General features: G+C 63.6%; 27 protein-coding genes and 1 tRNA gene. 13 read left to right on the forward strand and 15 right to left on the reverse strand.

Going from position 1 to position 25,644, the window contains the following annotated elements:
• Positions 1 to 64 precede the first annotated feature (64 nt).
• Positions 65 to 1,009: an isopenicillin N synthase family oxygenase gene (locus HUK72_RS02905; RefSeq protein ID WP_176595449.1), complete on the reverse strand. Its 945-nt coding sequence runs from the start codon at positions 1,007 to 1,009 to the stop codon at positions 65 to 67.
• A gap of 105 nt (positions 1,010 to 1,114) precedes the next feature.
• Here HUK72_RS02905 and HUK72_RS02910 point away from each other — a divergent pair, with 105 nt between their 5' ends.
• Positions 1,115 to 1,522 (forward strand): EVE domain-containing protein, encoded by a 408-nt coding sequence (locus tag HUK72_RS02910; protein WP_176595450.1) that lies wholly within the window; start codon positions 1,115 to 1,117, stop codon positions 1,520 to 1,522.
• Positions 1,523 to 1,656: 134 nt separating this feature from the next.
• Entirely contained in the window at positions 1,657 to 1,938 is a 282-nt protein-coding gene (locus tag HUK72_RS02915) for a hypothetical protein (RefSeq protein WP_255325600.1), read from the forward strand.
• A gap of 66 nt (positions 1,939 to 2,004) precedes the next feature.
• Here HUK72_RS02915 and HUK72_RS02920 read toward each other — a convergent pair whose 3' ends face one another.
• A complete protein-coding gene (locus HUK72_RS02920) occupies positions 2,005 to 2,307 on the reverse strand; it encodes a glycine zipper 2TM domain-containing protein (RefSeq protein WP_066561591.1) in 303 nt (100 codons plus the stop codon).
• A gap of 121 nt (positions 2,308 to 2,428) precedes the next feature.
• On the opposite strand from HUK72_RS02920, the gene HUK72_RS02925 reads away from it, so the two are divergent.
• Entirely contained in the window at positions 2,429 to 2,869 is a 441-nt protein-coding gene (locus HUK72_RS02925; protein WP_176595451.1) for a cupin domain-containing protein, read from the forward strand.
• A 474-nt stretch (positions 2,870 to 3,343) separates the two neighbouring features.
• On the opposite strand, the gene HUK72_RS02930 is transcribed toward HUK72_RS02925, so the two are convergent.
• From HUK72_RS02930 to HUK72_RS02950, 5 genes are all read right to left on the reverse strand, one after another.
• Positions 3,344 to 3,730, reverse strand: coding sequence for a YkvA family protein (locus HUK72_RS02930; protein ID WP_176595452.1), 387 nt, complete (start codon positions 3,728 to 3,730; stop codon positions 3,344 to 3,346).
• 50 nt (positions 3,731 to 3,780) lie between these two features.
• Positions 3,781 to 3,855: transfer RNA gene (locus tag HUK72_RS02935), tRNA-Thr, on the reverse strand.
• Between the two features lie 31 nt (positions 3,856 to 3,886).
• Complete coding sequence (locus HUK72_RS02940; RefSeq protein ID WP_176595453.1) at positions 3,887 to 4,747, reverse strand: hypothetical protein; 861 nt, start codon at positions 4,745 to 4,747, stop codon at positions 3,887 to 3,889.
• The gene (locus HUK72_RS02945) at positions 4,744 to 6,057 is read right to left on the reverse strand and encodes a replication-associated recombination protein A (RefSeq protein ID WP_176595454.1); all 1,314 of its coding nucleotides are present in this window, start codon (positions 6,055 to 6,057) and stop codon (positions 4,744 to 4,746) included. Before HUK72_RS02945 ends, HUK72_RS02940 begins: the two co-directional genes overlap by 4 nt.
• Before the next feature lie 45 nt (positions 6,058 to 6,102).
• Complete coding sequence (locus HUK72_RS02950) at positions 6,103 to 7,281, reverse strand: glycosyltransferase family 1 protein (protein ID WP_176595455.1); 1,179 nt, start codon at positions 7,279 to 7,281, stop codon at positions 6,103 to 6,105.
• A 123-nt stretch (positions 7,282 to 7,404) separates the two neighbouring features.
• Here HUK72_RS02950 and HUK72_RS02955 point away from each other — a divergent pair, with 123 nt between their 5' ends.
• Both HUK72_RS02955 and HUK72_RS02960 read left to right on the forward strand, forming a co-directional pair.
• Positions 7,405 to 7,623, forward strand: a complete 219-nt coding sequence (locus HUK72_RS02955) for a DUF2945 domain-containing protein (protein ID WP_176595456.1) — start codon at positions 7,405 to 7,407, stop codon at positions 7,621 to 7,623.
• A gap of 57 nt (positions 7,624 to 7,680) precedes the next feature.
• Positions 7,681 to 8,331 carry an MOSC domain-containing protein gene (locus HUK72_RS02960; protein WP_176595457.1) on the forward strand — a complete coding sequence of 217 codons (651 nt, stop codon included), beginning with the start codon at positions 7,681 to 7,683 and terminating at the stop codon, positions 8,329 to 8,331.
• A gap of 212 nt (positions 8,332 to 8,543) precedes the next feature.
• Here the strand turns inward: HUK72_RS02960 and purU are convergent, their stop codons facing one another.
• From purU to HUK72_RS02975, 3 genes are all read right to left on the reverse strand, one after another.
• Positions 8,544 to 9,383 (reverse strand): formyltetrahydrofolate deformylase, encoded by an 840-nt coding sequence (gene purU / locus HUK72_RS02965; protein ID WP_369805978.1) that lies wholly within the window; start codon positions 9,381 to 9,383, stop codon positions 8,544 to 8,546.
• 89 nt (positions 9,384 to 9,472) lie between these two features.
• Entirely contained in the window at positions 9,473 to 10,501 is a 1,029-nt protein-coding gene (locus tag HUK72_RS02970) for a DUF1338 domain-containing protein (protein WP_176595459.1), read from the reverse strand.
• A gap of 65 nt (positions 10,502 to 10,566) precedes the next feature.
• A complete protein-coding gene (locus HUK72_RS02975; RefSeq protein ID WP_176595460.1) occupies positions 10,567 to 11,604 on the reverse strand; it encodes an SPOR domain-containing protein in 1,038 nt (345 codons plus the stop codon).
• A gap of 168 nt (positions 11,605 to 11,772) precedes the next feature.
• Here HUK72_RS02975 and HUK72_RS02980 point away from each other — a divergent pair, with 168 nt between their 5' ends.
• Genes HUK72_RS02980 through HUK72_RS02990 form a run of 3 tightly spaced genes read left to right on the forward strand, consistent with a single transcriptional unit; the run spans position 11,773 to position 14,407 of the window.
• On the forward strand, positions 11,773 to 12,492 hold the full coding sequence (locus HUK72_RS02980; protein WP_176595461.1) for a ParA family protein: 720 nt from the start codon (positions 11,773 to 11,775) through the stop codon (positions 12,490 to 12,492).
• A gap of 15 nt (positions 12,493 to 12,507) precedes the next feature.
• Positions 12,508 to 13,050, forward strand: a complete 543-nt coding sequence (locus HUK72_RS02985) for a hypothetical protein (protein WP_176595462.1) — start codon at positions 12,508 to 12,510, stop codon at positions 13,048 to 13,050.
• Between the two features lie 13 nt (positions 13,051 to 13,063).
• Positions 13,064 to 14,407 (forward strand): SPOR domain-containing protein, encoded by a 1,344-nt coding sequence (locus tag HUK72_RS02990; protein ID WP_176595463.1) that lies wholly within the window; start codon positions 13,064 to 13,066, stop codon positions 14,405 to 14,407.
• A 38-nt stretch (positions 14,408 to 14,445) separates the two neighbouring features.
• Here HUK72_RS02990 and lldD read toward each other — a convergent pair whose 3' ends face one another.
• From lldD to HUK72_RS03015, 5 genes are all read right to left on the reverse strand, one after another.
• Entirely contained in the window at positions 14,446 to 15,573 is a 1,128-nt protein-coding gene (lldD, locus tag HUK72_RS02995; protein ID WP_176595464.1) for an FMN-dependent L-lactate dehydrogenase LldD, read from the reverse strand.
• 302 nt (positions 15,574 to 15,875) lie between these two features.
• Positions 15,876 to 16,799 (reverse strand): MBL fold metallo-hydrolase, encoded by a 924-nt coding sequence (locus tag HUK72_RS03000; RefSeq protein WP_176595465.1) that lies wholly within the window; start codon positions 16,797 to 16,799, stop codon positions 15,876 to 15,878.
• Between the two features lie 321 nt (positions 16,800 to 17,120).
• Positions 17,121 to 18,842, reverse strand: a complete 1,722-nt coding sequence (gene dld / locus HUK72_RS03005) for a D-lactate dehydrogenase (RefSeq protein ID WP_176595466.1) — start codon at positions 18,840 to 18,842, stop codon at positions 17,121 to 17,123.
• A gap of 100 nt (positions 18,843 to 18,942) precedes the next feature.
• On the reverse strand, positions 18,943 to 19,380 hold the full coding sequence (locus tag HUK72_RS03010; RefSeq protein ID WP_176595467.1) for a nuclear transport factor 2 family protein: 438 nt from the start codon (positions 19,378 to 19,380) through the stop codon (positions 18,943 to 18,945).
• 86 nt (positions 19,381 to 19,466) lie between these two features.
• Positions 19,467 to 20,306, reverse strand: coding sequence for an SDR family NAD(P)-dependent oxidoreductase (locus tag HUK72_RS03015; protein WP_176595468.1), 840 nt, complete (start codon positions 20,304 to 20,306; stop codon positions 19,467 to 19,469).
• A gap of 425 nt (positions 20,307 to 20,731) precedes the next feature.
• Between HUK72_RS03015 and HUK72_RS03020 the strand changes: the two genes are divergently transcribed.
• From HUK72_RS03020 to HUK72_RS03040, 5 genes are all read left to right on the forward strand, one after another.
• Positions 20,732 to 22,072: an MFS transporter gene (locus HUK72_RS03020; protein WP_176595469.1), complete on the forward strand. Its 1,341-nt coding sequence runs from the start codon at positions 20,732 to 20,734 to the stop codon at positions 22,070 to 22,072.
• 2 nt (positions 22,073 to 22,074) lie between these two features.
• On the forward strand, positions 22,075 to 23,520 hold the full coding sequence (locus HUK72_RS03025; protein ID WP_369805979.1) for an NAD-dependent succinate-semialdehyde dehydrogenase: 1,446 nt from the start codon (positions 22,075 to 22,077) through the stop codon (positions 23,518 to 23,520).
• Positions 23,521 to 23,630: 110 nt separating this feature from the next.
• Positions 23,631 to 24,071 (forward strand): MaoC family dehydratase N-terminal domain-containing protein, encoded by a 441-nt coding sequence (locus HUK72_RS03030; protein WP_218035901.1) that lies wholly within the window; start codon positions 23,631 to 23,633, stop codon positions 24,069 to 24,071.
• Complete coding sequence (locus HUK72_RS03035; RefSeq protein ID WP_176595471.1) at positions 24,068 to 24,499, forward strand: MaoC/PaaZ C-terminal domain-containing protein; 432 nt, start codon at positions 24,068 to 24,070, stop codon at positions 24,497 to 24,499. The genes HUK72_RS03030 and HUK72_RS03035 overlap by 4 nt, the downstream gene beginning before the upstream one ends.
• 352 nt (positions 24,500 to 24,851) lie before the next feature.
• Positions 24,852 to 25,619 (forward strand): hypothetical protein, encoded by a 768-nt coding sequence (locus HUK72_RS03040; RefSeq protein ID WP_176595472.1) that lies wholly within the window; start codon positions 24,852 to 24,854, stop codon positions 25,617 to 25,619.
• Positions 25,620 to 25,644: the final 25 nt, after the last annotated feature.

Consider the following 25,644-nt stretch of genomic DNA (forward strand, 5'->3'; position numbering starts at 1 on the left):
CGTCTCCGGAGGCACGATGGATGCTGAACCTAGTTCAGCATGACGTTTCCCTAAATCTCCGTCCTTACCCTTTGATCAACCCGATCTCCCGCAACCGCTCCGTCAGATAATCATGCGCCGTGATCGGCGGATCGCGCCGGGGATGCTCCGCGTCCACGCATTGCGGCAGGGCGTCGATCAGGAAATCCGGCCGCAAATGCAGGAAGAAGGGCATGGAATAGCGCGAATAGCCGCGCCTTTCCGGCGGCGGATTGACGACGCGGTGGCTGGTCGAGGGCAGGGTATAATTGGTCAACCGTTGCAGCATGTCGCCCACATTGATGGCGAGCGCGCCCGGCGGTGGCACGACGGGCAGCCAGTTGCCGCCGCGATCCTTCAGTTCCAACCCGCCTTCCTCGGCGCCCAGCAGCAGGGTGATGAGATTGATGTCCTCATGCGCCCCGGCGCGGATGCCGGGCGCTCCCGCGGACACAGGCGGATAGTGGAGCAGCCGCAGGATCGAATTGCCGTTCTCGACCGGCTGGTCGAACCAGCGCTCTTCCAAGCCCAGATATAGCGCGATGGCGGAAAGCAGTTCAGCGCCCACCCTGTCGAACTCGGCATAAAGGCTGGCGAAAGTCTCGTGAAATTCGGGCAGTTCGTCCGGCCAGACATTGGGCGGCATGGTGTCCGCCAACGGATCGCCTTCGGGCAAATCCCGCCCGACATGCCAGAATTCCTTAAGGTCGTTCTCGCTGGCGCCCTTGGCGATTTCCACGCCGAAGGCCGTGTAGCCGCGCTGGCCGCCATTATATTTGGCATCGTAACGGCGCTTCGCCTCTTCGGGCAGCGCGAAAAACCGGCGGGCGAGCGTCCATCCCTTGTCGATCAGCGCCTGATCCATGCCATGGTCCTTCACCATGGCGAAACCGAAACGCTGGAAGGAACCTCCAAAGGCGGCGGAAAAATCGGCCTTCGTCATCTCCGCCATGGAGAGGACAGGCACTTGTTCCAGCACCGATTGCGACACTTTCATTCTCCGAAATCAATAGGATCGGCCTGGCGCGCCATCCGGGCGCCACGCGGCCATGCGCACATCCTTGATCGCCCTTCGCGGCTGATGCAAGGAGAAGCCATGAACTACTGGCTGATGAAATCCGAACCCGATGTCTTTTCCTATGACGATCTGGTCGCAAAGGGGAAGGCGGAATGGGACGGCGTGCGCAACCATGCCGCCCAGAACAATATGAAGGCGATGAAGAAGGGCGACCTGTCGATCTTCTATCACAGCAATATCGGCGTCGAGGCGGTCGGCATCATGCAGATTGTCGAGGAAGCCGCGCCCGACAGCACCGACGATACGGGCAAGTGGATCGCCGTCCATGTCGGGCCGAAGGAAAAGTTCGAAAAGCCGGTGACGTTGAAGGCCATGAAGGCCGATCCGGCGCTGGCCGAGATGGTGATGATCCGCCAGTCGCGCCTGTCCGTGTCGCCGCTGACCGAGGCGGAGTTCAAGCATATCGTCGCTTTATCAAAGGCTTGAGCAAGCGGTTGCGGGAAATGCAATCGTTTCGCCTTTGTTTGCGATTGTCGTTTTGCCGCAGCGCACCATAAATCGGCATCAACAGAAAAGAATGTTCCAGAGGTGTTTGATCGGCATTCACAAGGAGTTTACCCATGCGAATGCTGTCCAAGTTTGTCCTTTCCGCCCTTTTCGCCCTGGGCGCCGCGAATGCTTCGGCCCATGCCGAAGACGCCCCCAAGCAGAAGTTCACGCACGAAGGTTACACCTATGTGTATGACGTCAAGGACACCAAGACCGGCAAGGTGATTTCCGGCCGTCGTTACCCGGACGCCGTTGCCTTCAACCTGTCAGTGAAGAACGGCCGCGTGTCGGGCGTTTCGGGTGGCCAGGCCGTGGCTTTCAAGGTTGAAGACGCGCGCGGCGCCGCCGAATAAGCTTTTCGAAGCTTCACATATGAATAGGGCGGCTCCCCATCGGGAAGCCGCCCTTTTTCATGGCCTTCAGCGGCAGCGACGCTTGCTGTCGATTTCCTTGCCCAGCAGCGCGCCACCTGCGGCGCCCAGGATCGTGCCGGTGGCGCGGTCGCCACGGGTGTCGATCGCGCGGCCGACCAGCGCACCGCCGACGCCGCCGACGATCAGACCGGTCGTGCCGTTGGATTTGCGGCAATAGGTGCGACCGTCACGACCGCGCCATTCGCGATATTCATAATGGCGGCGGGCATTCGCGCCATCCGTGGGGACGGCCATCGAAACGGGAATGGCCAGCGAAACGGCGGCCAGGGCCATAAGGGCTTTACGCATTTTTTCTCCTCCAAAAGACGTGCTTTGGTCGTTCAACTCATCCATATTGATCGAGGTTGCATGAACCTGCGACAACGACACATCCTATTGTTTTTCAATGGATAAAATTCGAGGCGAGGCGATGGATGAACGCGACGGACGGGCGGCCAAGGCATTGATCGACGCCCTTGGCCTTTCGCCTCATCCCGAAGGCGGATGGTTTCGGGAGACTTGGCGGGCGGGAAATGCCCCTAGCGAGCGGGCCGCCGGGACGGCGATTTATTTTCTGCTGGAGGCCCATCAGCATTCTCGCTGGCATCGGGTCGATGCCGATGAACATTGGTTCTGGCATGCCGGCGCGCCGATCACCCTCGCCATCGCGGCGGAGGGCGGTCCAGTGCGGGAGTGTCTGCTCGGCGGCGATGTGCTGGCGGGGCAGCAGCCCCAAATAGGGGTTCCGGCGCATCACTGGCAGGCGGCACAGCCCATGGGCGGTTGGGCGTTGGTAAGTTGCACCGTGGTCCCGGGCTTCGAATTTTCGGGCTTTACGCTGGCGCCGGAAGGGTGGGCGCCGGGAGTCTGAATCGCCTGGAAAAAATTATCCACATTTATCCACAGCTTTAGGGCGAATCCGTCTTCGAAGTGCAAGATTCCGCTTTGAGCGACTCGCTTTTGGTGAGAGCATCTTCTTATCGGAAAGACCGGGAGACAGAGAAATCTGGATGCCAAAGTCAGTGAGAAATCAGTAACTTGAAGGGATTTTCGAGCGTCGGGAAAGAAGCATGGACCGGAAGGAAAATGTGGAAATCCGATGGTTCTCAATAGACGATGCCGTGCACGCGCGAAAGTGAACGTCGGGCATCGAATAAAGAGGACAGGCTGCGGGAGAACGGCCGACCGGCCGAACAAACGGAGCCGACACGATAGCAAAGCCTTTGAGGCGGACCTATCGCACGCCGAGTCCGATGATCGCATCTTGAAAGAGAAGCGGATCGAGAGACACGACGGAAGTGGGGACCGGCAGAAATGCCGGCCCCCATTTTGCTTTTTGGGGATATCAGGCGAAGCGGCGCATTGCCCAGAGGCCGGCCAGAAGCGTCACACCCAGCCACAGCAGGATAATCAGCACCATCGCGGTCCGGCTTTTCGGACGTTCCGCCATATTCCGCGCCTGGCTGCGGAATTCGGTCATCAGCGGGGGCGGGATAAGGCGGATCGCCAGCATGATGCCCAGGGGAAGGATGATGAGGTCGTCCAGATAGCCCAGGATCGGGATGAAATCCGGAATGAGGTCGACAGGGCTGAGCGCATAGCCCGCAACCCCCGCGGCAACGAGTTTGGCGATAAGGGGCGTGCGGCTGTCGCGGGCGGCAAGCCATAGGGCGACGATGTCGACCTTCAGCGCGCGTGCCCAGCTTTTCAGGCTTTGAAGTATCAGTGCCATGTCGCTGCTATCGGGTGAAGCGGCCCGCGCCGCAAGCGAATGGGCCGATATGGTGCCGGATGAGGGGATCGAACCCCCGACCTTCGGTTTACAAAACCGCTGCACTACCGCTGTGCTAATCCGGCGCGTCCGTTTCGGACGGGGAGCGCCTTACTATCAGATGATGCCGAACGTCCAGCCCTCTGTTGCGGCGATTTTTTCATCGAGCGGCGCGGGAGTCCACAGGCTGGGCCGGAGCGCGGCGCGGCGTAGCCAGGCGGCGGTCAGGATCGCGTCGGCGCCGTGATCGTCCGGCGGCAGGCCCAGATGCGGCTGCGATTCGACAGCGAACAGCGCGTCGTTCAGTGCGGCAAGGTCACGCATCTTGGCCTTGCCCTTGGGGCGTCCGGCGGCACGGGCGGCGACGCTGGTGTAGATTTCGACGACCAGCGAACCGATTTTGGGCGGCGGGTCGAACGGCCAGACCGGCACATGGGCGTGGACATGGTGGAGCAGTCGCATCCCAGCGAAACTGGCCTTGGCCACCTGCGCGGCGCCAATGGCGTCGTAGACGGTGGAGGGCTTGCCCCCGCCCTGCGCGTTGTAATGCGCTTCACAGGCGCGGTTGTGCATATAGTCGGCCTTGATGCCGTCCGCCTTGCCGAAATAGAAATGGCGGCGGTGAGTGCGTTCGAGCAGGCTGGCCGCGCCCAGATCCTCATCCTCGCAAATGCTGTCGACATAGGCCCAGAAGGCCGGGCCGGCGGTCGGCACCTCGTCGCCGGGAAGATAGCTCTGGCGGGCGACATAGGGCGGGGCGAAGCTGAAATCGAAGCCGAACAGGGTAGGGGCTTCGCGGGCCGTCCGGATCAGCCAGTCCGCGACCGCCCGGCGGGACCAGTAGCCGCCGCCGTCTGGATGCTGGAGCGTGGGAACCGCGTCTCCGGCTTCGCAAAGGGCGACGGCTATACCCTTGTGGCGCGATCCCTTGGCGCCCGACCAGTCGATGACGGCATAGCGGACGAAGCGCGGCGTCATTTCCCGCGGCGTTCGGCTTTCAGGCGGTCCCAATAGGCAAGACGTTCGGCAATGCGGGCTTCGAAACCTCGTTCGGAGGGAGCGTAGAAGCGCTGGGGCTGCATCTCCTCCGGCCAATAATTGTCGCCGGAAAAGCCGTCCGCCGCGTCATGGTCATATTGATAGCCCTTGCCGTAGCCGATATTCTTCATGAGCTTGGTCGGGGCGTTCAGAATATTCTGCGGCGGCATCAGCGATCCGGTTTCGCGGGCGGATTTCCACGCGGCCTTCATGGCGCTGTAGGCGGCGTTGGATTTGGGCGCGGTGGCGCAATAGAGGCAGGCCTGGACGATGGCCAGTTCGCCTTCGGGGGAGCCGAGAAACTCATAAGTGTCCTTGGCGGCGAGGCACTGGACAACGGCCTGCGGGTCGGCCAGGCCTATATCCTCCACGGCGAAGCGAACGAGGCGGCGCAGGACATAAAGTGGTTCCTCGCCCGCCGTCAGCATGCGGGCGAGATAATAGAGCGCCGCCTGCGGGTCCGATCCGCGCAGGCTTTTGTGCAGCGCGGAGATGAGGTTGTAATGGCCCTCCCGGCCTTTGTCATAGACCGCAACCCGGCGGTGGAGCAGGGCGGATAGGCCCGCCGGGTCGAGCGGCTGTGGAATGTCGATCGAATAGAGAGTCTCGACCTGATTGAGCAGGAAGCGGCCGTCGCCGTCGGCGCTGGCGAGCAGCGCTTCGCGGGCGGCGGCATCGAGGGGCAGGGGGCGGCCCGTCAGCGCTTCGGCGCGGTCCAGCAATTGTTCGAGAGCGCTTGCGTCCAACCGGCGCAGGATCAGCACCTGCGCGCGGGAAAGAAGCGCCGCGTTAAGCTCGAAACTGGGATTCTCGGTGGTCGCGCCGACCAAAGTGACGGTGCCGTCCTCCACGAAGGGAAGGAAGCCGTCCTGCTGCGCCCGATTGAAGCGGTGGATTTCGTCCACGAAGAGCAGGGTTTTTTCGCCGCGCCGGGCATGTTCCCGGGCGGCGGCGAAGACTTTCTTGAGGTCCGCGACGCCGGAGAAAACGGCGGAGATCGGTTCGAAGCGCATCCCCACCGCGTCCGCGAGCAGGCGGGAGATGGTGGTCTTGCCCGTGCCCGGCGGACCCCAGAGGATGATCGAGGAGAGCCTTCCCGCCGCGACCATGCGGCCGATGGCGCCTTCGGGACCGGTCAGATGATCCTGTCCGACCACTTCGGCCAGGGTGCGTGGGCGCAGCAGGTCGGCCAGCGGCGCGTCCGCCGGGGTCGTGGTGGGCAGGTCGTCAGGAGCGAAAAGATCAGCCATCGGCCCCGATATAGGAAGGCTTTGGCTTTCAGGGAACGCTCTTGATCAGGGAACCGGGCTGGACCGCACCAACGCCCCATGTTCCCGCTGGCGGATCACGCGGACATAGGTGTCGACCAGCGCCTGGTTCACCTGATCCCAGCCATAGCGCTCCGCTTCGCACATGGCGGCCGCCCCGGCGGCGGCGCGCGCGGCCGGATCGGTGCAATAGGCGCTCAGGGCATCGGCAAAGGCGGTGATCGCGCCGGGGCGGATCAGGCGGCCGGTCACGCCTTCGGTGACCAGGCTTTCGCTGCCGGTGGCGCGGGCGGCGACGGTGGGAAGGCCGCAGGCCATCGCCTCCAGCGTCACATTGCCGAAGGTTTCCGTGACGCTGGGGTTGAACAGCATGTCCATGCTGGCGACTGCGCGGCCCAGGTCCGGACCCTTCTGGAAGCCGGTGAAGACGGCACCCGGCAGGCGGTTTTCGAACCATTCGCGCGCCGGGCCTTCACCGACGATCAGGACCTTGTGCCCCACATTCCTGGACGTCAGATGGTCGATCGTGTCGGAAAACACGTCGAGGCCCTTTTCCATCACCAATCGGCCGATGAAGCCGATCACTGGTTCGTCATCCGCTATGCCCAGCGACCGGCGCCACGCCATGTCGCGGCGGCCGGGGTTGAAGATCTCCCGGTCGATGCCGCGGGTCCAGATGCCGACATCATAGCTCATCCGCTGTTCGCGCAGCAGTTGCGCCATCGATTCGGACGGCGCGACGATGGCGTCGCAGCGGCGGTAGAAGCGGCGCAGGATCGATTCGATCAGCGGCTCCAGAAAGGCGAGGCCATAATAGCGCGGATAGGTTTCGAAGCGGGTGTGGACCGAAGCGACGGCGGGCAGGCCGCGCGCGCGCGCCCAACTGATCGCGCGGTGGCCGAGCGGATCGGGGCTGGAGACATGCACCAGATTGGGCGCGAAGCGCTTGAGGTCGCGGCGGACGGCGCCCGAAAGACGATAGGGAATCCGATATTCGCTGCGCCCCGGCACGGGGACGGACGGCGCGCTGACCAGGTCGCCCGCCGGATCGAAGGCTGGGGTGTCGGTGGTGGGTGAATAGACCCGCACCGCCGCGCCCTGCCGCAGCAGATAGCCGACGAAGCGGTTGAGCGCCTGGTTCGCGCCATCGCGAACATAATTGTAATTGCCGCTGAAGAGCGCGACGCGAAGCCCCTTAACATCCATCCGCCGCCCTTAAACCAGACAATCGCAAAACCCAAGGGAACCGCGACCGCATTCGGGATTTTTGCTTGTCGGCAGCCATGATCACCGGCCGGCGCGGTTGTTCCCTATAGGAGAGAATGCTTGATGACCGAAAGCTTTCGCAAAGGAGCGAGGGTCAAGTGGAATTGGGGGCAAGGCGTCGGCCGCGGAAGAGTGGCCGAGCGGTTCGACCAGCATGTCGAACGCAAGATCGAAGGCGCGGTCATACGCCGCAACGGTTCCAGCCGGAATCCGGCCTATCTGGTGACGACCGACAGCGGCAGCGAAGTGCTGAAGCTGGGATCGGAGCTTTCCCCGGCCTGATGCCTTTTCCCGTCGAGCGGCCTTTCCCTGCCGACGGCTTCCGTGCCAAGGAAGGGCATGACCGCCTGTTTCATGACCGTCGATGCGCTGCTGACCGGCAGGCCGGTTCCGTTTCGGGACGGCGAATATAGCGCCATCGCCAAGACTCCGGTGAAGGGGGCCGTGCGGATCGGCTGGCTTGGCCTGGAAGGGGACGGCGTGGCCGATACCCAGCATCATGGCGGCTGGGACAAGGCGGTTCATCTCTATCCGCAGGACCATTATGGCTGGTGGCGGGACCGGAAGCCGGGCCATATTTTGCTCGACCAGCCGGGCGCCTTTGGCGAGAATATCGCGTCCCGCGGCATGACCGAGGCGGAAATCTGCCTGGGCGACCGCTTCTCCCTGGGCAGCGCGGTGATCGAGGTGAGCCATGGGCGGCAGCCCTGCTGGAAGCTCGATCATCGTTTCGGCGCCAGGGACGTGATGGCGACCATCGTGAAGACGGCGCGCTGCGGCATCTATTTCCGCGTCATCCGCGAAGGTGAGGCCGAGGCGGGCACGAGGATGGACCTGCTGGAGCGGCCCTTGCCTGACTGGCCGGTAGCGCGGGTGTTCCGGCTGCTGATCGGCGGGGGACACAAAGCCGAGCCAGAGGCGGTGTGGGCGCTGGCGGACATGCCGGTCTTGGCCGAAGCGTGGCGCGAACGGGCGCGGAAATTGGCGTGATAATCAGGGGGTGAGATAGGGTTGGCTGGCTTTGGCCAATAGGGGACATAAGCTGGCCTATCCCTCATTCGTCATGCTGAACTTGTTTCAGCATCCATTTCTCCCCACGAACCAAGGCTCAATCCGGAGGAATGGACCCTGAAACAAGTTCAGGGTGACGATTATGGAAACGGCAGGAAACCACCCATTCAAGCCGCCCCTCCACCCCAATCCTACCGGAACACCACCGTCTTCCCGCCATTCTGCAACACGCGCCGATCGGCCAGCCAGCCGACCGCGCGCGCCAGCACCTGCGCCTCTATGTCCCGCCCGATCCGGATCATATCCTCCGCCGTGGCGCGATGATCGACCCGCTCCACCGCCTGCTCGATGATCGGCCCTTCGTCGAGATCGGCGGTCACGAAATGCGCCGTCGCCCCGATAAGCTTGACCCCGCGCTCATGCGCCCGGTGATAGGGTCGCGCCCCCTTGAACCCCGGCAGGAAGCTGTGATGGATGTTGACGCAGCGCCCCTCCAGCGCTTCGACCAACTCCTCCGACAGCACCTGCATATAGCGCGCCAGGATCAGATATTCCGACCGCGTCCGATCGAAAATGCCCAGCAGCGCGGCCTCTTGCGCCGCCTTGTCCCCATTGGGCGGCAGTTCATGATAGGGAATGCCGTGCCACTCCGTGATCCGGCGCATGTCGGGATGGTTGGACACCACGCCCATGATGTCGACAGCCAGCGTCCCCGTCTGCCAGCGGTGCAGCAGATCCGCCAGACAATGCGACCCCTTGGACACCGCGATCAGCATGCGCGGTTTCTCATCCGCCGCCGTCAACCGCCAGTCCATCGCGAAGCGCGTCCCGACATTGGCGAATTCCTGGCGCAGCCGTTCGGTGTCGCTCATGCGCTCATCAGTCGCCTCGAACGCAACGCGCATGAAGAAGCGGCCCGCTTCCCGGTCGGCATATTGCTGGCTGTCGGTGATGAAGCCGCCGCGTTCGGCCAGGAACTGGCTCACCGCCGCGACGATACCCACCCGATCGGCGCAGGCCAAGGTCAGCACCCAGGATGGAACAACCGGATCAGTCAACGCGCATCTCCCCCGCAAATCAGGGGAACCCGTTGCCTCAAGCCCGCGCCTCGATCAACCCGTTACGCGCTTCCTTCGTCCTGCGCGCTCGTCATCGCGAAAATGCCTGTCGCGTTGCCGGTGTCGAAGGCCAGGTCCAGCCTGCTGGTTTCCGGATCGATGTCCCGGCTGATGAATTCATAGAAAGATCCCGGCACCCGCCGCAATTCATCCCCGGCGAACAGCCGCTCCACCGTATCGGCGCGGAAGGCCGTCTGCCGCACCCGCCCCGTTCGGGAGATTTCCAGCCTGTCCTTCATCGGCCAGTCCTCCGCCTTGAGCCGCTCCGCCAGCCCGGCGACATCCGCCACCCTGTCCGTCGCATGGTTGAAGGCATTGCCCTCCGTCGCGATCCAGGCGGCTTCATGGGATCGGGAGAGGAGCAGTTCATAATCCTCGATGCTGGCGGGCTCATGCTGCCGGTCGAAGGCCGCGACGATCACCGGCAGCGCCGCCGCAGCTTCCGCGAGGGAAACGGGGCGGCCGTCCGCATATTTTTCCAGCACCGCCTTGGCCTCGACCGTCAATGGGTCGCGGGAAGTGCCGAACACGCGTACTGCCGCCTCGGCAAATTCCGGGTCGAAGCGGTCGACATGCAGTTCCGAGAGGAAGAATTGCGGAATGGTTTCGGGCAGGTCCGCATGGCGATAGGCCCGCCCGGTCATCCGCAGCCGATCAAGCGGATAGACCGCCGCCATCTCATAGCCCAGGGGCGCCAATATCCGGCTGAACGCCTCTTCGCCCGGCGGCAATTCCCCGGTCGGTCCCTCGGCCAGCCGCACAGTGCGCAGGGCGCCATGATCGAACACCACCTTGCCCCCGCGCGCCAGCCGGTCAGCGACATAGGCCGCGCCGCTCGGCACCCGCTCCAGCAGGTCATTAAACAGGGCGATGTTCATCGCCATGGCGAAAGCGGCGCGGGAAACATGGGGGCCGCGTTCCGACATCAGCACGGGATCGACATCGAGCGCATTCAGCGTCGCCCGTGCCGCCTCCGCACCCAAAATCCCTTCCACCAACGCGTTGATCACCGTTTGATTTTCGACCGACATGGGACGCTCCGTGATGAAGCCCCATTATCGCACGCTTGAAATAAAATTCCAAGCGCTGGTAAGATTCACATCTTCTTGGGCATGCACTCCGCGCCCGCCGCCTTGATCGCGCCGCACAGCTTGCTGGCCTCGGCATTGCTCGCCACCGGTCCTGCCTGCAACCGGGTCACGCCGCCGCTCGTCAGGATATAGGGCTGATAGCCGGACAAGCCGCTGACCTTGGCGCTAAGCTGGCTCCAGAGCGTCCGGGCGCGCGCTTCCGCGCTGAATGCGCCGATCTGCACGCGCCATCCGCCGCTCGCCGCCTTGGGGACGGGGGGCTTGGGCAAGGGAGGCTTGGGCGCGGCAGGTTTGGCTACGGCCACTTTCGCGGCCGTGGCAGGCTTGGCGGCGGGGGCCGCTTCGACGGGCTTTGGCTTGGGCGGAGTCGAAGGCGGCAATTCCGCCGTGCGGATCGGCTTGGGCGCGTCCCGCGACACCGGCGCTGGAGGAGGCTCCTCGGCCGCCAACCCGGATTTCTCCTGCCGGCCAATGGATCGCGCCATGGCGATGCCGTCATTGCGCTGATCCTGCGGAATATATTTGTCCATCTGGCGAAGGCTTGCCGTCGCCTGCGCCAGTCCGGATTCGGACGCTCGCGTCATCAGCGCATAGGCCCGCACCCAATTCTTCGTCGTCAAGTCGCCGTTGAACAGGGCCGTGCCGACAATATATTGCGCACGCGGCTCGCCCCGGTCGGCGGCGCGCTGCAAATGAGGTAGGGCGCCTGCCCGGTCGCCCTGCTGGAACATCAGCAGCCCCAGATTGTCTTCGGCGCGGCTATGACCTTGCTTTGCCGCCTTGCGATACCAATCGATCGCGGTGGCCGGATCGGCCTTCACGCCGCGGCCCAGCTTATAGGCCTGTCCCATGTTGAACTGCGCATCGGGATCGCCGGCCTGCGCCAGCGGCTGCCAGACGGCGATGGCCTTGGCATAGTCGCCCTGCTGCCAGGCATCGACGCCGGTCTTCACATCGGCCAGCGCCGCGCCAGCCAGTCCCAGTTGCGCCAGGCCCAATATCGTTCCAGCGGCCAGCACGCCCCAGATACGCCTCATGTTCATGCTCCCAATGGGTTCTTGCCCGATCCTATGCCGCTGCAAGGTTAATAGCGACTTAGCATTAAGAACATCGCCTTTTTAACCGCCTTTCAGGCTTCCGCGCGGATTAACCAATTCTTAGGCGGGCCTGTGGCACTCCCTGTTCCCATTGGATTTTCTGGGGGAAGTTGCGTGCGCATATTGGCATTGGCATCGCAAAAAGGGGGATCGGGCAAGACCACCCTGTCGGGGCATCTGGCCGTTCAGGCCCAGATGGCGGGCGCAGGTCCGGTCGTGCTGATCGACATCGACCCGCAGGGATCGCTGGCCGACTGGTGGAACGAGCGTGAGGCCGAATATCCCGCCTTCGCCCAGACCACCGTCGCGCGCCTTGCCGCCGACCTGGAAATCCTTCGCCAGCAGGGTTTCAAGCTGGCCGTCATCGACACTCCTCCTGCGATCACCATGGCGATCCAGAGCGTCATTTCGGTCGCTGAGCTGATCGTCGTCCCGACCCGTCCCAGCCCGCACGACCTGCGCGCCGTGGGCGCCACGGTCGACCTGTGCGAACGTGCGGGCAAGCCGCTGATCTTCGTGGTCAACGGCGCGACGCCCAAGGCGCGGATCACCTCCGAAGCCGCCGTCGCCCTGTCGCAACATGGCACGGTCGCCCCGGTCACGCTGCACCACCGCACTGATTTCGCCGCTTCGATGATCGACGGCCGCACGGTGATGGAGGTCGACCCCAAGGGCCGTTCCGCCGGAGAGGTCACCCAGCTTTGGACCTATATTTCGGACCGGCTCGAAAAGAATTTCCGCCGCACCGTCTTTTCCGTGCCCCACAATGCGGTCGGCGCGGCAGGCACGGTCCGTCCGGCAAGCGGTGGCTTCGGCCGCCGGGTCTCGCAGTAAGGGGAGGGGAATATCATGGTCGAACCGAAACCGCTCGCCTCGCTGACTTCGGGCCTGCTGGCTCGCAAGGGCGCTGCTTCACCCGCCATGCGCCGTCCGGTATTTGGCCTGACCGCTGGAGCCAATGCGCTCCAGGAGGATCTGGGCTGGAACGACATGGGCTTTGACGTAACGCAGCCCGAACCGGCGCCCGCCGAATCCCGCTCCGTGGCCGGTCTGACGCCGATGACCGCCGTTCCTGTCGTGGCTCCGGTGCCCGTCGTCGTGACCGAGCGTGAGGAACTGGCCGAACGCATTGCCGAAGCCAGCGTCCCGGCCAAGGCCGCGAAGCCGAAAAAGCCCGCCAAGGCCCGCACTTCGGCCGTGGGGAAGGGCCGCAAGGCCGCCTTCACGCTGCGGCTCGATGCTGACCGTCATCTGAAGCTGCGGCTCGCCAGCGCTATTATCGGCCGTTCGGCGCAGCAGATGGTGACCGAAGCGCTCGACTCGTTCCTCAGCAGCCTGCCGGAGATCGACCGGCTGGCCCAGCAACTGCCGCGCGCTCGCGGCGACAATTAAGGGTTTGCAAGCCATGAAGCGCAAGGCCTTCGCCAAAGCAGCGGTTGCGTCGATGCTCATCGGCACGACCATGGTGGGATGCACTGGTGCGGCCTTCCGCCCCAGTGCCATCGCTCCCAAGCAGAATCCGGATCGTCTTGCTGCCAATGTCGAAAAGGCGCTGGCCGATCGCGATGGCGCCCAGGCGGTGGAACTGGCGGAAGCCGCCGTGCAGGCCGCGCCGCAGGATGTCCGCTATCGCCAGTTGCTTGGCCGCGCCTATGTGGCGGACGGCCGCTTCGCTTCGGCCGAAACCGCGCTGACGGACGCCATGACGCTGGGCAATCGCGATGCGCGCACCATCATCACTCTCGCGCTGGTGGAAGTTGCCTTGGGCAAGGATCGCGCCGCCCGCGACCTGCTCGCCAACCATGCCGACATCGTGCCTGCCGCCGACTATGGTCTCGCCATGGCGATGGCGGGCGACGCGCCGGAAGGCGTTCGCATCCTTTCCGAAGTGATCCACGATCCGTCGGCCACGGCGCGCACCCGCCAGAATCTGGCCTATGCCTATGCTTTGGCCGGCCGGTGGAAGGATGCGCGCATGATGGCGGGCTTCGACCTCGATCCGCTCGCCGCCAACGAGCGCATCACCCAATGGGCGCAGAATGCCGCGCCCGGCCTTTCGCAGCAGCGGGTGGCGGCCTTGATGGGCGTGACGATCAACGGAGCCGATGCAGGCCAGCCGGTCGCCCTGGCTCTCGCGCCCGCGCCGGTCCGGATGGCGGAGGCCGCTCCCGCCGAGCAGCCCTTGCCCGCCGCGCCAAGCGCCGAACCCGTACCGGTCGAGATCGCTTCTGCCGATCCGGCGCCACAGCCTGCCGCGGCCGAAGCGCCCGCGCCGATGATCCAGGCGCCGATGATCCAGGCGCCGATGATCCAGACGATCGCGGCTCCCTTCCGCTTTGCCGCACCGCATCAGGCCGCGCCGGTTCGCGCCGCTCAGCCTGTCCGCGTCCAGCAACCCGCGCGCGTCCAGAATGCAGCCTTCCACCCGGTCGGCAAGGGGCGCGGCAATTGGGTGGTTCAGCTCGGCGCTTACGACAACACGGCCATAGCGAAGGAAAAATGGTTCGCCATGGCCCGTCGCAACGGCGCTTTGGCGAACCTGCCGGTCGTCACCAGCCAGATCACGGTGAACGGCGCGACGCTGGCTCGCTTGGCCGTCGGCGGCTTCGACGACCGGGCCGAGGCGGCCGCGCTCTGCCGCGCCGTCCAGGCTCGCCGCGGCCAGTGCTTCGTGCGGGAAAATGTGGCTGACGCCACGCCGCAGCGCTGGGCCCTGGCGACCCGCGGACGTCAATACGCCTCCCGCTGACGCGGCATTGTTCAGGCGAGAACCCGCCGCCCTTATGTTCAGGCCAGGATGTTGCGGTCGACCTCTTCGATGCGTCTGCAACCCGTCAGGCTCATGGCGACGCGCATCTCGCGTTCGATAAGGTCCAGCATCGTTTCCACGCCAGCCTGGCCGCGCGCCGCCAGAGCATAGACCCAGGCGCGTCCCAGCAAGACGCCGTGGGCGCCGAGTGCGAGCATGCGCAGGACGTCGAGCCCCGTCCTCACGCCGGAGTCGGCCAGGATGGTGAGATCGCCCCTGACGGCGTCGGCAATCGCGGGGAGTGCGACGGCGGTCGAGACAGCCCCGTCAAGTTGCCGTCCGCCATGGTTCGATACGACGATCCCATCGGCGCCCAGGTCGCGCGCGGATCGCGCATCGTCCGGCTCGAGAATGCCTTTGATGACAAGGGAACCTTTCCAGACGGATCTTATCCATTCAAGGTCGCGCCATTCGATGGCTGGGTCGAAATTGGCGGCCAGCCAGCCCATGAAGTCTGCAAGTCCGCTGTTCGCGCCCAGGACCGGCGCGACATTGCCCAGCCGGTGGGGGCGGCCGCGAAGGCCGACATCCCATGCCCAGCCTGGCTTTCCCAGGGCCTGCATCAATCGCCGGGCCGGGGCGAAGGGGCCGGACATGCCGGAATGGGCATCGCGATAGCGGGCGCCCGGCACGGGCATATCGACCGTGAAGACCAGCGTTTCGCAGCCCTGTTCGGCGGCAACGGCCAGCAGGTCGCGCATGAATGCGCGATCCTTGATCACATAGAGTTGGAACCAGATCGGACCTGCGCCGCGCACCACCTCCGCGATGTCGCAGACCGAAACCGTCGAGAGGCAGAACGGAATGTTGCGGAGCCGCGCGGCGCGTGCGGCCTGAACCTCTCCACGCCGGGCGTACATCCCGGTCAGGCCGACAGGCGCCAGCCCGACGGGGAGGCCTAGTTTCTTGCCGAACCATGCGGTTTCGAGACTGACGTCCGATACGTCCCGCAGCACGCGCTGGCGAAGCTGAATATGCGAGAGATCCTCGACGTTCCGGCGAAGCGTATCCTCGCCATAGGCGCCGCCGTCTATGTAGTCGAAGAGGAAGCGCGGCAAGCGGCGCTTTGCTGCCTGCCGAAAATCCGCTCCCGAGCTTATGATCATTACAATCCCGACGCTGCTGGTTGAAGTTGGCTATTGCATGTGACGGCGTCGGCTCATCGAACGGACAATGTCGAGCGGGCCGAGCGCTACAGGTTCAAGATGTTCGATCGAACGCCGGAATGGCAAGGGCTTCATCACGCATGTCCCTGTCGCTGGACGGGGCACCCGCAAAGGGCCGTCGCGGCCCGGTGCGGAATATTCCGGGCTTCGATTCGTTGCGACTGCCGATGATCGGTTTATCCGTCATGCATCCTGTCCGTTTGGGCGGCAATTGCGCCGATCGGGCGCGCTCCCCCGGTCGATCATGCCTGGGATGCGGGCGGCAGGGCGTGATCGGGGGAAGCGGTGCGATCAACGATCCAGGCGTCGCCGTCAGGCTTCAGATAAATGCCGGTCGGACCGGAAAAATGCGATCCCAGCAAGAGGGAGCTTCGATCTGCGACACGTTCCAGGACGGTTCGGCGCGTCGACCTTGCCATGTCATGATCCCAGCAGAAATTGTCTCCGACATCCGGGATCGCGACTTGGACGGGATGGTGGATGAGATCCCCGGTGATGACGGCTTCCCGGCCCTGGGAAGAAATGACGACGCAGCAATGACCCGGCGTATGGCCCGGCGTGGGTTCCAGGCGGACTTCATCGACGACGGCAAAATCCGGATCGACGAAGAGCGCCAGACCGGCGTCGATCACTGGCCTGATCGAATCCCCCATGACGGCGATGGAGTCACGATGATCGTCGGTCCTGACATGCTCATATTCCGCCTTGGCGAAGATATATCGGGCATTGGGGAAGGTCGGCACCCAGGCTCCATCCACCAGCATCGTGTTCCAGCCGCAATGATCGAGGTGGAGGTGCGTACACAGCACATAATCGATGCTTTCGCGCGGCAGGCCCGCCTCTTCCAGACGCTTCAGGAAGGGACCATTGAGCTTGTTGAATGCCGGTATGTCACGCTCCTTGTCGTTTCCGACGCATGGGTCCACCAGGATGCGCTTGCCGCCGGCCTCGATGATGAAGGCCTGGAAGTGCAGCGTGATATTGCCTTCCTCATCGGCAAAGTCGGGGCAAAGCCAGTCTCGCCGCTTGACGACCTCTTCCTTGCTGGTCTGGATGAAAATGGCGGGATCGGCATTGACCGGAGGCAGTTCGAGAACACGCGTCACGCGCACCGCGCCAATCGTCCACCGCTTGAAGCTGTCATTGTCGGTCGAACGGGGTTCCATGGCTATGCTCCTCAGGATTTGCGGGCGACAAGGCCGACGGACCAGCAAGCGGTGGCATCGATGCGCCAGCCCAGACCCGACGTGGGCAAGCATCGACACAGCCATGACCTCTCCAGGCGCACCTTTTCCACCCTATGATGGCGAGCGACCGGCCGCCTCGCCAAACTGTCCCCTTCGCGGCGATCAGTTCAACCAGACGGCGGGGCACGTCGCGGAAGAATGCATCAACAAATAAGGCAGCGGCGCGTGAGAGGCTAGAATGATGCGATTATGCCAGCCATAGCCGAACTGCTATGAGAGTGGAGGAACGATCGACCATCGTCAGGCCCAATGCCCGGCTTTCGACGTGCCGCCGATTCCCGGGTTGAAGCTGTTGCCGGGATCGAGGGTCCGGTAATGCTCCACGAGCGATGGCTTCGCCCCATAGACATGGCCGACATTATGCTCGGCCGGATATTCCGCGCCCCGGCGATCGAGAATGTCCAGCAGCTCGCGCTTCACGGCTTTTGGCTCGACGCCCTTCGCAAGAATATAGTCCTGATGAAAGACATGGCAGAAGAAGTGCGCATAATAGAGTTTCTTGACGATCTTGCCGTCGAATGAACCGGGCAACCGTTCGAACCATTCGGCGTCGTTCCGCCGCAGCGCGATGTCCAGAGCGATAATATCCTCAACCTCGCGGCTGTGGAGCGCGCGATAGCGCATGGCCGCGCCGGCTATGGCGAACCGATGCAGGAATGCCTTCTCCGCTTCGTCTTTGACGCATTCGAAAAAATCGCCGTTGGAATCGGGGTATCGCTGTTCGAGATAATGCCGGGCCTCGGCAATGCCGTTTCCACCCATTTTGAGAAGGAGATGATGTTCGAAGCGGTCGCGATATTGCCGCATCCGTGGCGGCAGATGATCTCCGAACAATCGGCTGGCCGCTTGGAGGAGGTGATCGCTGAGGTGCCGCGGCAGCAGGGGGATCTTGCGCGCGAATTCGTCGACCCGGCTTTTAAGGGCAAAGAGCAAGGGGAGGCGGTTCGTCCCCAGCCTTTCTATCGCGATCACGGTGTCCTTGCCGTAGCGTGCCGCCACATCGAAAGCCTCACGGTGAAAATACTCGCCCGAGATCGGGAGCGTGTCGAAGCCTTGCAGGATGTCCCGGCGGATTTGCGTCAAATCCGCGACGCTGTTGCTGCCGATGTAGAAAGTCGCGGTGGCGGCATCCTTGGGGAAGGTGTCCAGGCGAACCGCGAGCAGCGCAACTTTCCCGGCGCTGCCGGACGCCTCGAACAGACGCGTCGGGTCGGCGTTGAAGCGTGCCGGCGTTTGCTCGTCGACCTTGCGCACATGCCCGCAATAATCATGGTCCGATGCCCGGCGATGATCGCCATGCTCGATGTCCCCCGGCGCGAATGCCCCGGCCTCGACGCGACGCAGGATTTCCTCCGGCTCATTGCCGAGCGATATGCCGAGATGGTTCACAAGGCGCAGTTCGCCGTCGCCGCCGAGCTGGGCGAACAGCGCGAGTTCGGTATAGGCTGGACCCCGCTGAACCAGCGAGCCGCCGGAATTGTTGCAGACGCCACCCAGCACGGACGCTCCAATGCATGAGGAGCCGATCACCGAATGCGGATCGCGGCCGAGCGGTTGCAGCGCCGTTTCCAGCTCATGGAGCGTCGCGCCCGGCAGGCAGACCACCTGGCGGCCTTCTTCGATCGGATGGATGCCTTTGATGCGCAGGGTGTTGATGACGACGACGTCGCGGTCATATGTTCCGTTCGGCGTAGAGCCTCCGGTAAGGCCGGTATTTGCCGATTGCATGATCATGATGACGCCGGCATCCACGCAGATGCGCAATGCCCGCCAGAATTCGACGAGCGATCCGGGCCGGATGACCGCGAGGGCAGGCCCATCGCCCAAGCGATAGCCCGTGGTGAAGCGGCGTGTCTTGGATGGACTCGTCAGAACGTGGCGCTTGCCGACCGTGTTTCGCAATGCGCGGATGAGCGATTGCGGCGGGACGGCGCGCGCGGCCGTCGTCAGATCGGCGCTCATGCCAGCAACTTCGTGCCGGGCCGAGCGCGGTCGCGCATGCAAGGGAATGGAGCGGTCATTTGCGTGTTCTTTCCCCTGTCGTCCAGCGTCGCCGCTTGAATCAGCGACGGTGAAAATGAAGGTCTCCGACGAGGCCGGTGATGATTTGACGTGACCGGAACACCCACCGTCCATCGCGCCGTCCGAAGCGGTCCTCATAGCGTCCGCAGGCGATCGGCTGGAGCGGAAGACCTTCGGTGGCCTGGAAGGTCGTGACATAGGAGCGCGCAGACGCCGCCAGGCGCGGCTCTTCGATCTCGATGATGATATTGCTCAAGACATGTCGCGTGCGCGGCGTGCCATCGTCATAGGTCTTCAGCGCTCTCTTCAGAAACGCCTCCACCGCGTCGGCGCCCGAGGCGGGGGCATTGTCGTTGAGGACGAGTTCGCCTTGAGCGAAGAGCCTGCCCACGCCGGCATAATCGCCATCATCCACCAGGAACGCGTAGCGCGCCATCAAATTGCTGATGGCGCGCTCGTCGCTAAGGATGTCGGACATGGCTCGATCCTCGAAAGCGTCGAAACCCAGAGGCGGCGGCCAATCCATGCCGCCTGCCCTTCGCGACGGTGGCGTCCGGGGCTGTCCTAGACACGCCTTCCGCCATCGACCTGAAGGGTCTGGCCGATCATGTAGCTTGCCTCCTTGCTGGCCAGGAAGCAGGCGACCGCCGCCATCTCCTCAGGGTCGGCCATGCGGCCGAGCGGGATATTGGCCGTGCGCAGCTTCATATGTTCTTCGGCGCTGTATTCGGGCTGCTCGGCGGCGATTTCCTCATAACGGAAACGCAGGGAAGGGGTGAGCGTCATGCCGGGGGAAAAGGCGTTCACCCGGATATTGTCCGGCGCCAGTTCGAGCGCCAGTATCTTGGTGAACTCCACCAGGGCATATTTGGCCGACAGATAGGCGGACATGCCCGCAATGCCATAATGGGCGGACATGGTGTTGGTATTGACGATCGCGCCGCCGCCGCTTTTGGCGATCAGCGGTGCGGCCCATTTGCAGCACATGAAGACCGAGGTGAGGCTGGAAGCGATCGTATAATCCCAATCCTTCCGGGATAGCTGGGTCACCGGCGTGTGGTGGATGGGGCCGGCGCTGCGTCCCCCCGCGGCGTTGTTGAACAGGAGGTTGAGCTTGCCGAAGCGGGCCTCCACCTGGCGCACCATGTCCTCGACCGCGTCCTCGTCGGTAAGGTCCGCCTTGATCGCGAGGCTGGTGCCGCCAGCGGCGGTCACGCGATCGGCCACGGCTTGCAATTCGTCCCATGAGGGGAGCTTGCGGCCGGGCGCGTCGGGATCGTCGTGACAAATGTCCACGACCGCGACCGATGCGCCGCTGCGCGCGAGTTTGAGCGCGATCGCTTCCCCGATCCCGCCTTCGCCGCCAGCGCCCGTGACGATCGCGACATTTCCTTCAAAATCCATCCTTATCTCCCGCATTTCCAACCTTCATGACCGTCCCGTTCGTGCAGCCCCGCCGCGAATGCGCGGCTGCCTGCCGGCAATCAGGGCATCGACATGGACGGCTCGCATCAAGCAGACGCGACTGTAGAGCAGCTCCATGGCTTCGAAACAGCACTGAAATCCTTATGGCTTTGATGCCCGTCCCCCTGGTGCGGATTGCCGGCTCGACCGGCGCCGAAAATAAGGCCAGCCCCGCCTGAACGACGCGCTGCCCAGGAAGGCGGCCAAGCTTATCGGCTGCATAAGGGTTTCGGATGTGGTTTTTGCGAGGGAGGCTGATACGCATCTTCGACGAGAGGATTGCAGATGAAATCAAATGTCGAAAAGGCCAGCCCGCAGCCCAACCGCGCCGGCCGCCGCTGGCGCAAGGCGATTGGTTCAACCCGATGAAGGGATCTGGACTGGCGTTCAGCCGCTGGGGCGTGACGGCCACCTTGTCGTTCTGCTTTTTCATGTCTTATGTCGACCGCTTGATCCTTGGCCTGCTGGTCGAGCCGGTCAAAGCTGCGTTTCAGGCCACCGACATTCAGATCGGGCTTCTCTTCGGCGCCACTTTCGGCGTCGTCTACGCCCTTGCGGGCATTCCCATCGGTATCATGGTCGATCGGGGCAATCGGAAATGGCTGGTCGTTTGCGGACTGACCGTCTGGAGCCTCCTGACGATCTCCGCTGGTTTCGCGACCGCATTGCAATGGTTGTTCATCTGCCGGATCGGCGTCGCGATAGGCGAGGCAACCTTATCGCCCGCGGCCACCTCGATCATCTCGGACCTCTTCTCGTCAAAGACGCGCGCCTTTCCCATCTCCATCTTCTTCGCCTCGGGCATGATCGGCGCGGGCGGCTCATTCATCGTGGGCGGCGCTGTCGTCGCGGCGATGACCGCATTGGTCGCATCCGGCATGGTGCCCGGCTGGGTTCAGCCCTGGCGCCTGACTTTCATCGCGGTTGGCGTGCCCGGATTGCTGTTGGCGATGCTGATGTTGCTCATGATCCGCGAGCCACAGCGAACCGAGGTGGACGCCAATAGCGAGCGCGCCGGCGCGCGAGAGCTGCTTTCCCTGGTGACGGGCAAATGGTGGGGGCTGGGGGCTTTCTTCGTCGCCATGGCTTCGTCGCAGCTTGCGCCCGCATCGATCGCGGCCTGGGTGCCCACCATCCTGCAGCGCGACTATGGCTACAGCATCGCTGAAGCCGGGCTGACGCTCGGGTTCACGCAGCTCCTCACGGCGCCGACCGGGCAAGTCGCCCTGGGCGCTCTGGCGGGCCTTCTTTTCCGGCGTATGCAGCGGGGCAACGCCTTTGTCCTGGTCTGCGCGATCGCCATTGTGGCCGCGACGCTGGCCTTCGCTTTGTTGCCGGTTGCAGCCGGTCCCGGCCATTTGCTGGTGCTGCTTGGCGTCGCCATGTTTTTCTCCATCGGCATCACCTCCATTCCGCCGATCACGGTTGGCCTGCTCTTGCCAAATCGCATGCGCGGGTCTGCGATCGCCGCCTATTATCTCGTCATCGCGCTTCTGGGGGTTGGGGTCGGCCCGGTGCTGATCCCCTGGATCGCGAGCTTCATGCCTGCGGGACCGGGCACCTATACGCGCGCGATGGCGATGATGGGCGGATTGAGCGGACTGGTGTCCCTGGTTTTGTGCGCCCTGGCAATGATTGGTCTGCGCCATCGCGTCGCGCAGACGGCGGCAATCGGGGCTGTCGCCGGAGCAGGAGACGAGATTTGAGCTTGCATGAACTGGCCGCATTGCCGGTCGAGGCGCTGATCGGTCCGCCCCCTTCGGCGGGCATTCCGACCTTTGAGGTCCGCAACCCTGCGGATGACAGCCTTCTGACTGTCGTTGCCGACATGGGCGTGGACGATGCGAGGGAGGCGGTTGCTGCTGCGGAAGCGGCGTTCAGAATCTGGTCACGGCGATCCGCCAAGGAGCGCGCGGCCATATTGCGCGGTTGGCACGATCTGGTCCTTGCGCATCGGGAGGAACTCGCCCTGCTGCTGACGTTGGAGCAGGGAAAGCCCCTGGCGGAAGCGCGGGCCGAGATAGAGTCAGCGGCGAGCTTCATCGCCTGGTTTTCCGAGGAAGCGCGTCGGGTTTACGGCGATATATTGAATCTGGATCAGGCCGACCAGCGCGGGTTGGTCCTCAAACAGCCGGTCGGCGTGGTCGCCGCCATCACGCCATGGAATTTCCCCGCCGCCATGATTGCCAGGAAAGTCGCGCCAGCGCTTGCGGCCGGGTGCGCCATGGTCGTGAAACCCGCCGAAGCCACGCCTCTCACCGCGCTTGCCCTCCGGCAGCTAGCGGTTCGGGCGGGCGTGCCGGAAGGCGCCTTTGCGGTGATCACATCCCTTGCAGCCCCTGCGATCGGTGCTGAACTCTGCCAAAATCCGACGGTTCGCAAACTGTCCTTCACGGGTTCGACCGCTGTAGGCAAGCGGTTGATGGCGGCCTGCGCGGAGACGGTGAAACGCCTGTCGCTTGAGCTTGGCGGCAACGCGCCCTTCATCGTCTTTGACGATGCCGATCTGGACGCCGCCGTTGCCGGCGCCCTCCTCTCCAAGTTCAGAAATGCCGGGCAGACCTGTGTCTGCTCGAACCGGCTTCTGGTGCAGGATGGCGTCCACGATGCCTTCGCTGAGCGGTTTGCGGCGGCGGTCAATGCCTTGAGCGTTGGACCGGGCGTGGCGGAGGGGGTAAAGATCGGCCCCCTTATCGACGAGCGGGCATTGGCGAAGATCGACGATCTGGTGCTGGATGCGATCCGCCAGGGCGCCTGCGTCCTGGCCGGAGGGCGGCGGCACGATCTTGGCGGCAATTTCTATGCGCCCACCGTTCTTGGCAACGTGACTGCGACCATGGCCTGCATGACCGCCGAGATATTCGGTCCTGTTGCACCGCTTGTTCGCTTCTCGACAGAGGAAGAAGCGGTGGCGATGGCTAACGATACCCGATCGGGACTTGCCGGCTATTTCTACTCGCGAGATCTCAGCCGGGCGTGGCGGGTGGCCGAGGCGCTTGAATGCGGCATGGTCGGCGTCAATACGGGCCTTGTCTCATCGGAGATCGCGCCTTTTGGCGGAATCAAGGAATCGGGCTTGGGGCGGGAAGGCTCCAAATATGGGATCGACGAGTATCTGGAGCAGAAATATGTCTGCTTCGGCGGGGTGAACTGAGCCTTTGCCTCGCCCGATTTCCCATCGCTGGGCTTATCGCGGACATAAGGCTTTCGTATCTGTTTTTCGCCTTTGCCCTCCATTACGCCTTCTCGCCGGAGGGGATTTCCGTGGACCAAGAGATGGAAGCGAAAGGCCGGTCGCGGCGCAGCATAAGCGTTGAACTGGGGCAGTTGAAGCTCTTCGCCAAGGCCATTGGAGAGAGCGATCCGATCCATTTCGATCAAGCGGCGGCGAAGGCGGCTGGTCTCCGGGCGCCATTGGCGCCGCCCACCTTTTCCTATGCGCTGGGCGCCCTGGCCTTCGGGTCGGAAAGCTGGTCGGAGGAGCTTGGCATCGACCCGGCAAGCCTTCTTCATGGCGAGCAGACGTTCGAATATTTCCAGCCCATCCATGCGGGGGACGTGCTTTTGCTGCAAAGACAGGTGGTCGACCGCTATGAGAAGAAGGGGGGCAAGCTTTCCTTTGTCGTGGTCGACACCAGCGCCACCAACCAGAGAAACGAACTCTGCGTCCGCTCGCGGATGGTCGGCGTGATCCAGAAGCCATGACCGATATGCCGCGCGCCAGCCTCCCCGGATCGGACCTGCCGCGTCCGTTGCCTTCTGTAGCCGGGAACGCTTTCACCCGGGCGCAGCTCGCGCTTTTCGCCGGAGGCTCGGGCGATCATAATCCCATCCATATCGATGCCGATGTCGCCCGGGAAAAGGGCTTCGAAGATGTCATCGTCCCAGGCATGCTCGTCATGGCGCAATTGGGCAAGATGCTCACCGATTGGGCGGGGCCATCCTCCATACGGCGTTGGACCGTGCGCTTTACCGATATTACGGCCGTTCTCGACGCGCCCGTCTATTTCGCGGAAATCGTGGAAGAGGTCGAATTCGCCGGAGAGGCCTGCTTGCGGCTTGCCTTATGGGTCGAGGTCGAAGGCGTCGGCCAGGTCGTCCGTGGAGAAGCGATCGTCGCAAAGCGGGAATGATTGCCGCAGGGGATCGGGCGCGCCTTAGGCATTGCTTGGGGGGACAAGGCGGCAACGGCTGCGCTTCGTTCGGTCGCCTCGGCGGGGCGCGGACGGCGCCTCTGGCGTTCGCAACCCCGCGTCTTGCAAATCCCGGCATGGAGGCGGCGCGCAACGCATCATCGACCGCGGCTTATGGCAACCATCAAAAAAAGCGGTGCTGTCGATCGGCGCGGAGGCGGATAGGGTCGGCGCATTGTGATCGACTTCATGATTTCGGTTGCAGGATTCCCCCCTCGCGCAAGTCGATGACGCTTGATGGGAATGTGCTCCGGAATTTCGGCATAATCATGTCAGCTAATTGGGTGTCTGTATGGAAAATAGTCAGGCGATCGAAGCCGCAAATCTCATTGCTTCCCTCTATCGCGGGGAATTGACGCTGGAACGGTTGCCGGAATCCTGCCGGCCGAAATCTATTGCCGACGCCCAGCAGATACTCAATGCGCTTTCGCGGAGCCTGGATCGTCCTGTGCAGGGTTATAAATGCTATTTCCCCTTCAAGGCGACACAACCCAATCTGTTCGCTCCGATCTTCAACATCCTGCCAAGCGGGAGCGCCATCACCCCTGATGTGGCGAACCTTCATCTCATCGAGCCGGAAATCCTTTTCCGTGCCGAACGGGATCTTCCGCCCCGCGAAGAGCCCTATAGCTATGAAGAGGTCGCGAGCGCCGTTGTGGCGGTGCCGGCGTTCGAGTTTCTGGCGACGCGCTTCAGCGCCGACTTCGCGAGCCTTCTCGGGCAGAAGGATCCGCAAATCTACGCCGACAACACGCTGAGCGGCGGGTTCGTCGTCGGTGAAGCCGACCCGAACTGGCGGGCGCTGGATTTCCTCAAAATGCGGATCGTCACGACGTTCGACGGAAAGATCGTCTCCGACGAGACAGGCGGCCATCCGGTGAAGGACCCCTTCATCCTCATCTTCGTCGGCGTCAACCTGCTTCGGTCGCTCCACGGCGTCAAAAAGGGTCAACTGCTGGCCACCTTGTCCCCAACCGGTCTTCTGACGGCGGAAAAGGGCGTCGAGATCGTGGCCGAATTCGAAGGGTTCGGAAGGGTCGAGACCCGCTACGCTTTCTAGGACCAACGGATAACAGGGCGAAGAG

Source organism: Sphingobium sp. 15-1 (genome assembly GCF_013375535.1).
GTDB lineage: Bacteria > Pseudomonadota > Alphaproteobacteria > Sphingomonadales > Sphingomonadaceae > Sphingobium > Sphingobium aromaticivastans.

Bases quoted from the DNA above. Each gene is read 5' to 3' on its own strand.
- HUK72_RS02915 (WP_255325600.1), top strand. From the start codon at position 1,657: ATGCGAATGCTGTCCAAGTTTGTCCTTTCCGCCCTTTTCGCCCTGGGC.
- HUK72_RS02940 (WP_176595453.1), bottom strand. From the start codon at position 4,747: ATGACGCCGCGCTTCGTCCGCTATGCCGTCATCGACTGGTCGGGCGCC.
- HUK72_RS02960 (WP_176595457.1), top strand. From the start codon at position 7,681: ATGACCGCCTGTTTCATGACCGTCGATGCGCTGCTGACCGGCAGGCCG.
- HUK72_RS03040 (WP_176595472.1), top strand. From the start codon at position 24,852: ATGGAAAATAGTCAGGCGATCGAAGCCGCAAATCTCATTGCTTCCCTC.
- dld (WP_176595466.1), bottom strand. From the start codon at position 18,842: ATGAGCGCCGATCTGACGACGGCCGCGCGCGCCGTCCCGCCGCAATCG.
- HUK72_RS02990 (WP_176595463.1), top strand. From the start codon at position 13,064: ATGAAGCGCAAGGCCTTCGCCAAAGCAGCGGTTGCGTCGATGCTCATC.
- HUK72_RS03015 (WP_176595468.1), bottom strand. From the start codon at position 20,306: ATGGATTTTGAAGGAAATGTCGCGATCGTCACGGGCGCTGGCGGCGAA.
- HUK72_RS02985 (WP_176595462.1), top strand. From the start codon at position 12,508: ATGGTCGAACCGAAACCGCTCGCCTCGCTGACTTCGGGCCTGCTGGCT.
- HUK72_RS03035 (WP_176595471.1), top strand. From the start codon at position 24,068: ATGACCGATATGCCGCGCGCCAGCCTCCCCGGATCGGACCTGCCGCGT.
- HUK72_RS02925 (WP_176595451.1), top strand. From the start codon at position 2,429: ATGGATGAACGCGACGGACGGGCGGCCAAGGCATTGATCGACGCCCTT.
- lldD (WP_176595464.1), bottom strand. From the start codon at position 15,573: ATGATCATAAGCTCGGGAGCGGATTTTCGGCAGGCAGCAAAGCGCCGC.
- HUK72_RS02950 (WP_176595455.1), bottom strand. From the start codon at position 7,281: ATGGATGTTAAGGGGCTTCGCGTCGCGCTCTTCAGCGGCAATTACAAT.
- HUK72_RS03000 (WP_176595465.1), bottom strand. From the start codon at position 16,799: ATGGAACCCCGTTCGACCGACAATGACAGCTTCAAGCGGTGGACGATT.
- HUK72_RS03010 (WP_176595467.1), bottom strand. From the start codon at position 19,380: ATGTCCGACATCCTTAGCGACGAGCGCGCCATCAGCAATTTGATGGCG.
- HUK72_RS02910 (WP_176595450.1), top strand. From the start codon at position 1,115: ATGAACTACTGGCTGATGAAATCCGAACCCGATGTCTTTTCCTATGAC.
- HUK72_RS02930 (WP_176595452.1), bottom strand. From the start codon at position 3,730: ATGGCACTGATACTTCAAAGCCTGAAAAGCTGGGCACGCGCGCTGAAG.
- HUK72_RS02955 (WP_176595456.1), top strand. From the start codon at position 7,405: ATGACCGAAAGCTTTCGCAAAGGAGCGAGGGTCAAGTGGAATTGGGGG.
- HUK72_RS02970 (WP_176595459.1), bottom strand. From the start codon at position 10,501: ATGTCGGTCGAAAATCAAACGGTGATCAACGCGTTGGTGGAAGGGATT.
- HUK72_RS02975 (WP_176595460.1), bottom strand. From the start codon at position 11,604: ATGAACATGAGGCGTATCTGGGGCGTGCTGGCCGCTGGAACGATATTG.
- HUK72_RS02920 (WP_066561591.1), bottom strand. From the start codon at position 2,307: ATGCGTAAAGCCCTTATGGCCCTGGCCGCCGTTTCGCTGGCCATTCCC.
- HUK72_RS02945 (WP_176595454.1), bottom strand. From the start codon at position 6,057: ATGGCTGATCTTTTCGCTCCTGACGACCTGCCCACCACGACCCCGGCG.
- HUK72_RS03020 (WP_176595469.1), top strand. From the start codon at position 20,732: ATGAAGGGATCTGGACTGGCGTTCAGCCGCTGGGGCGTGACGGCCACC.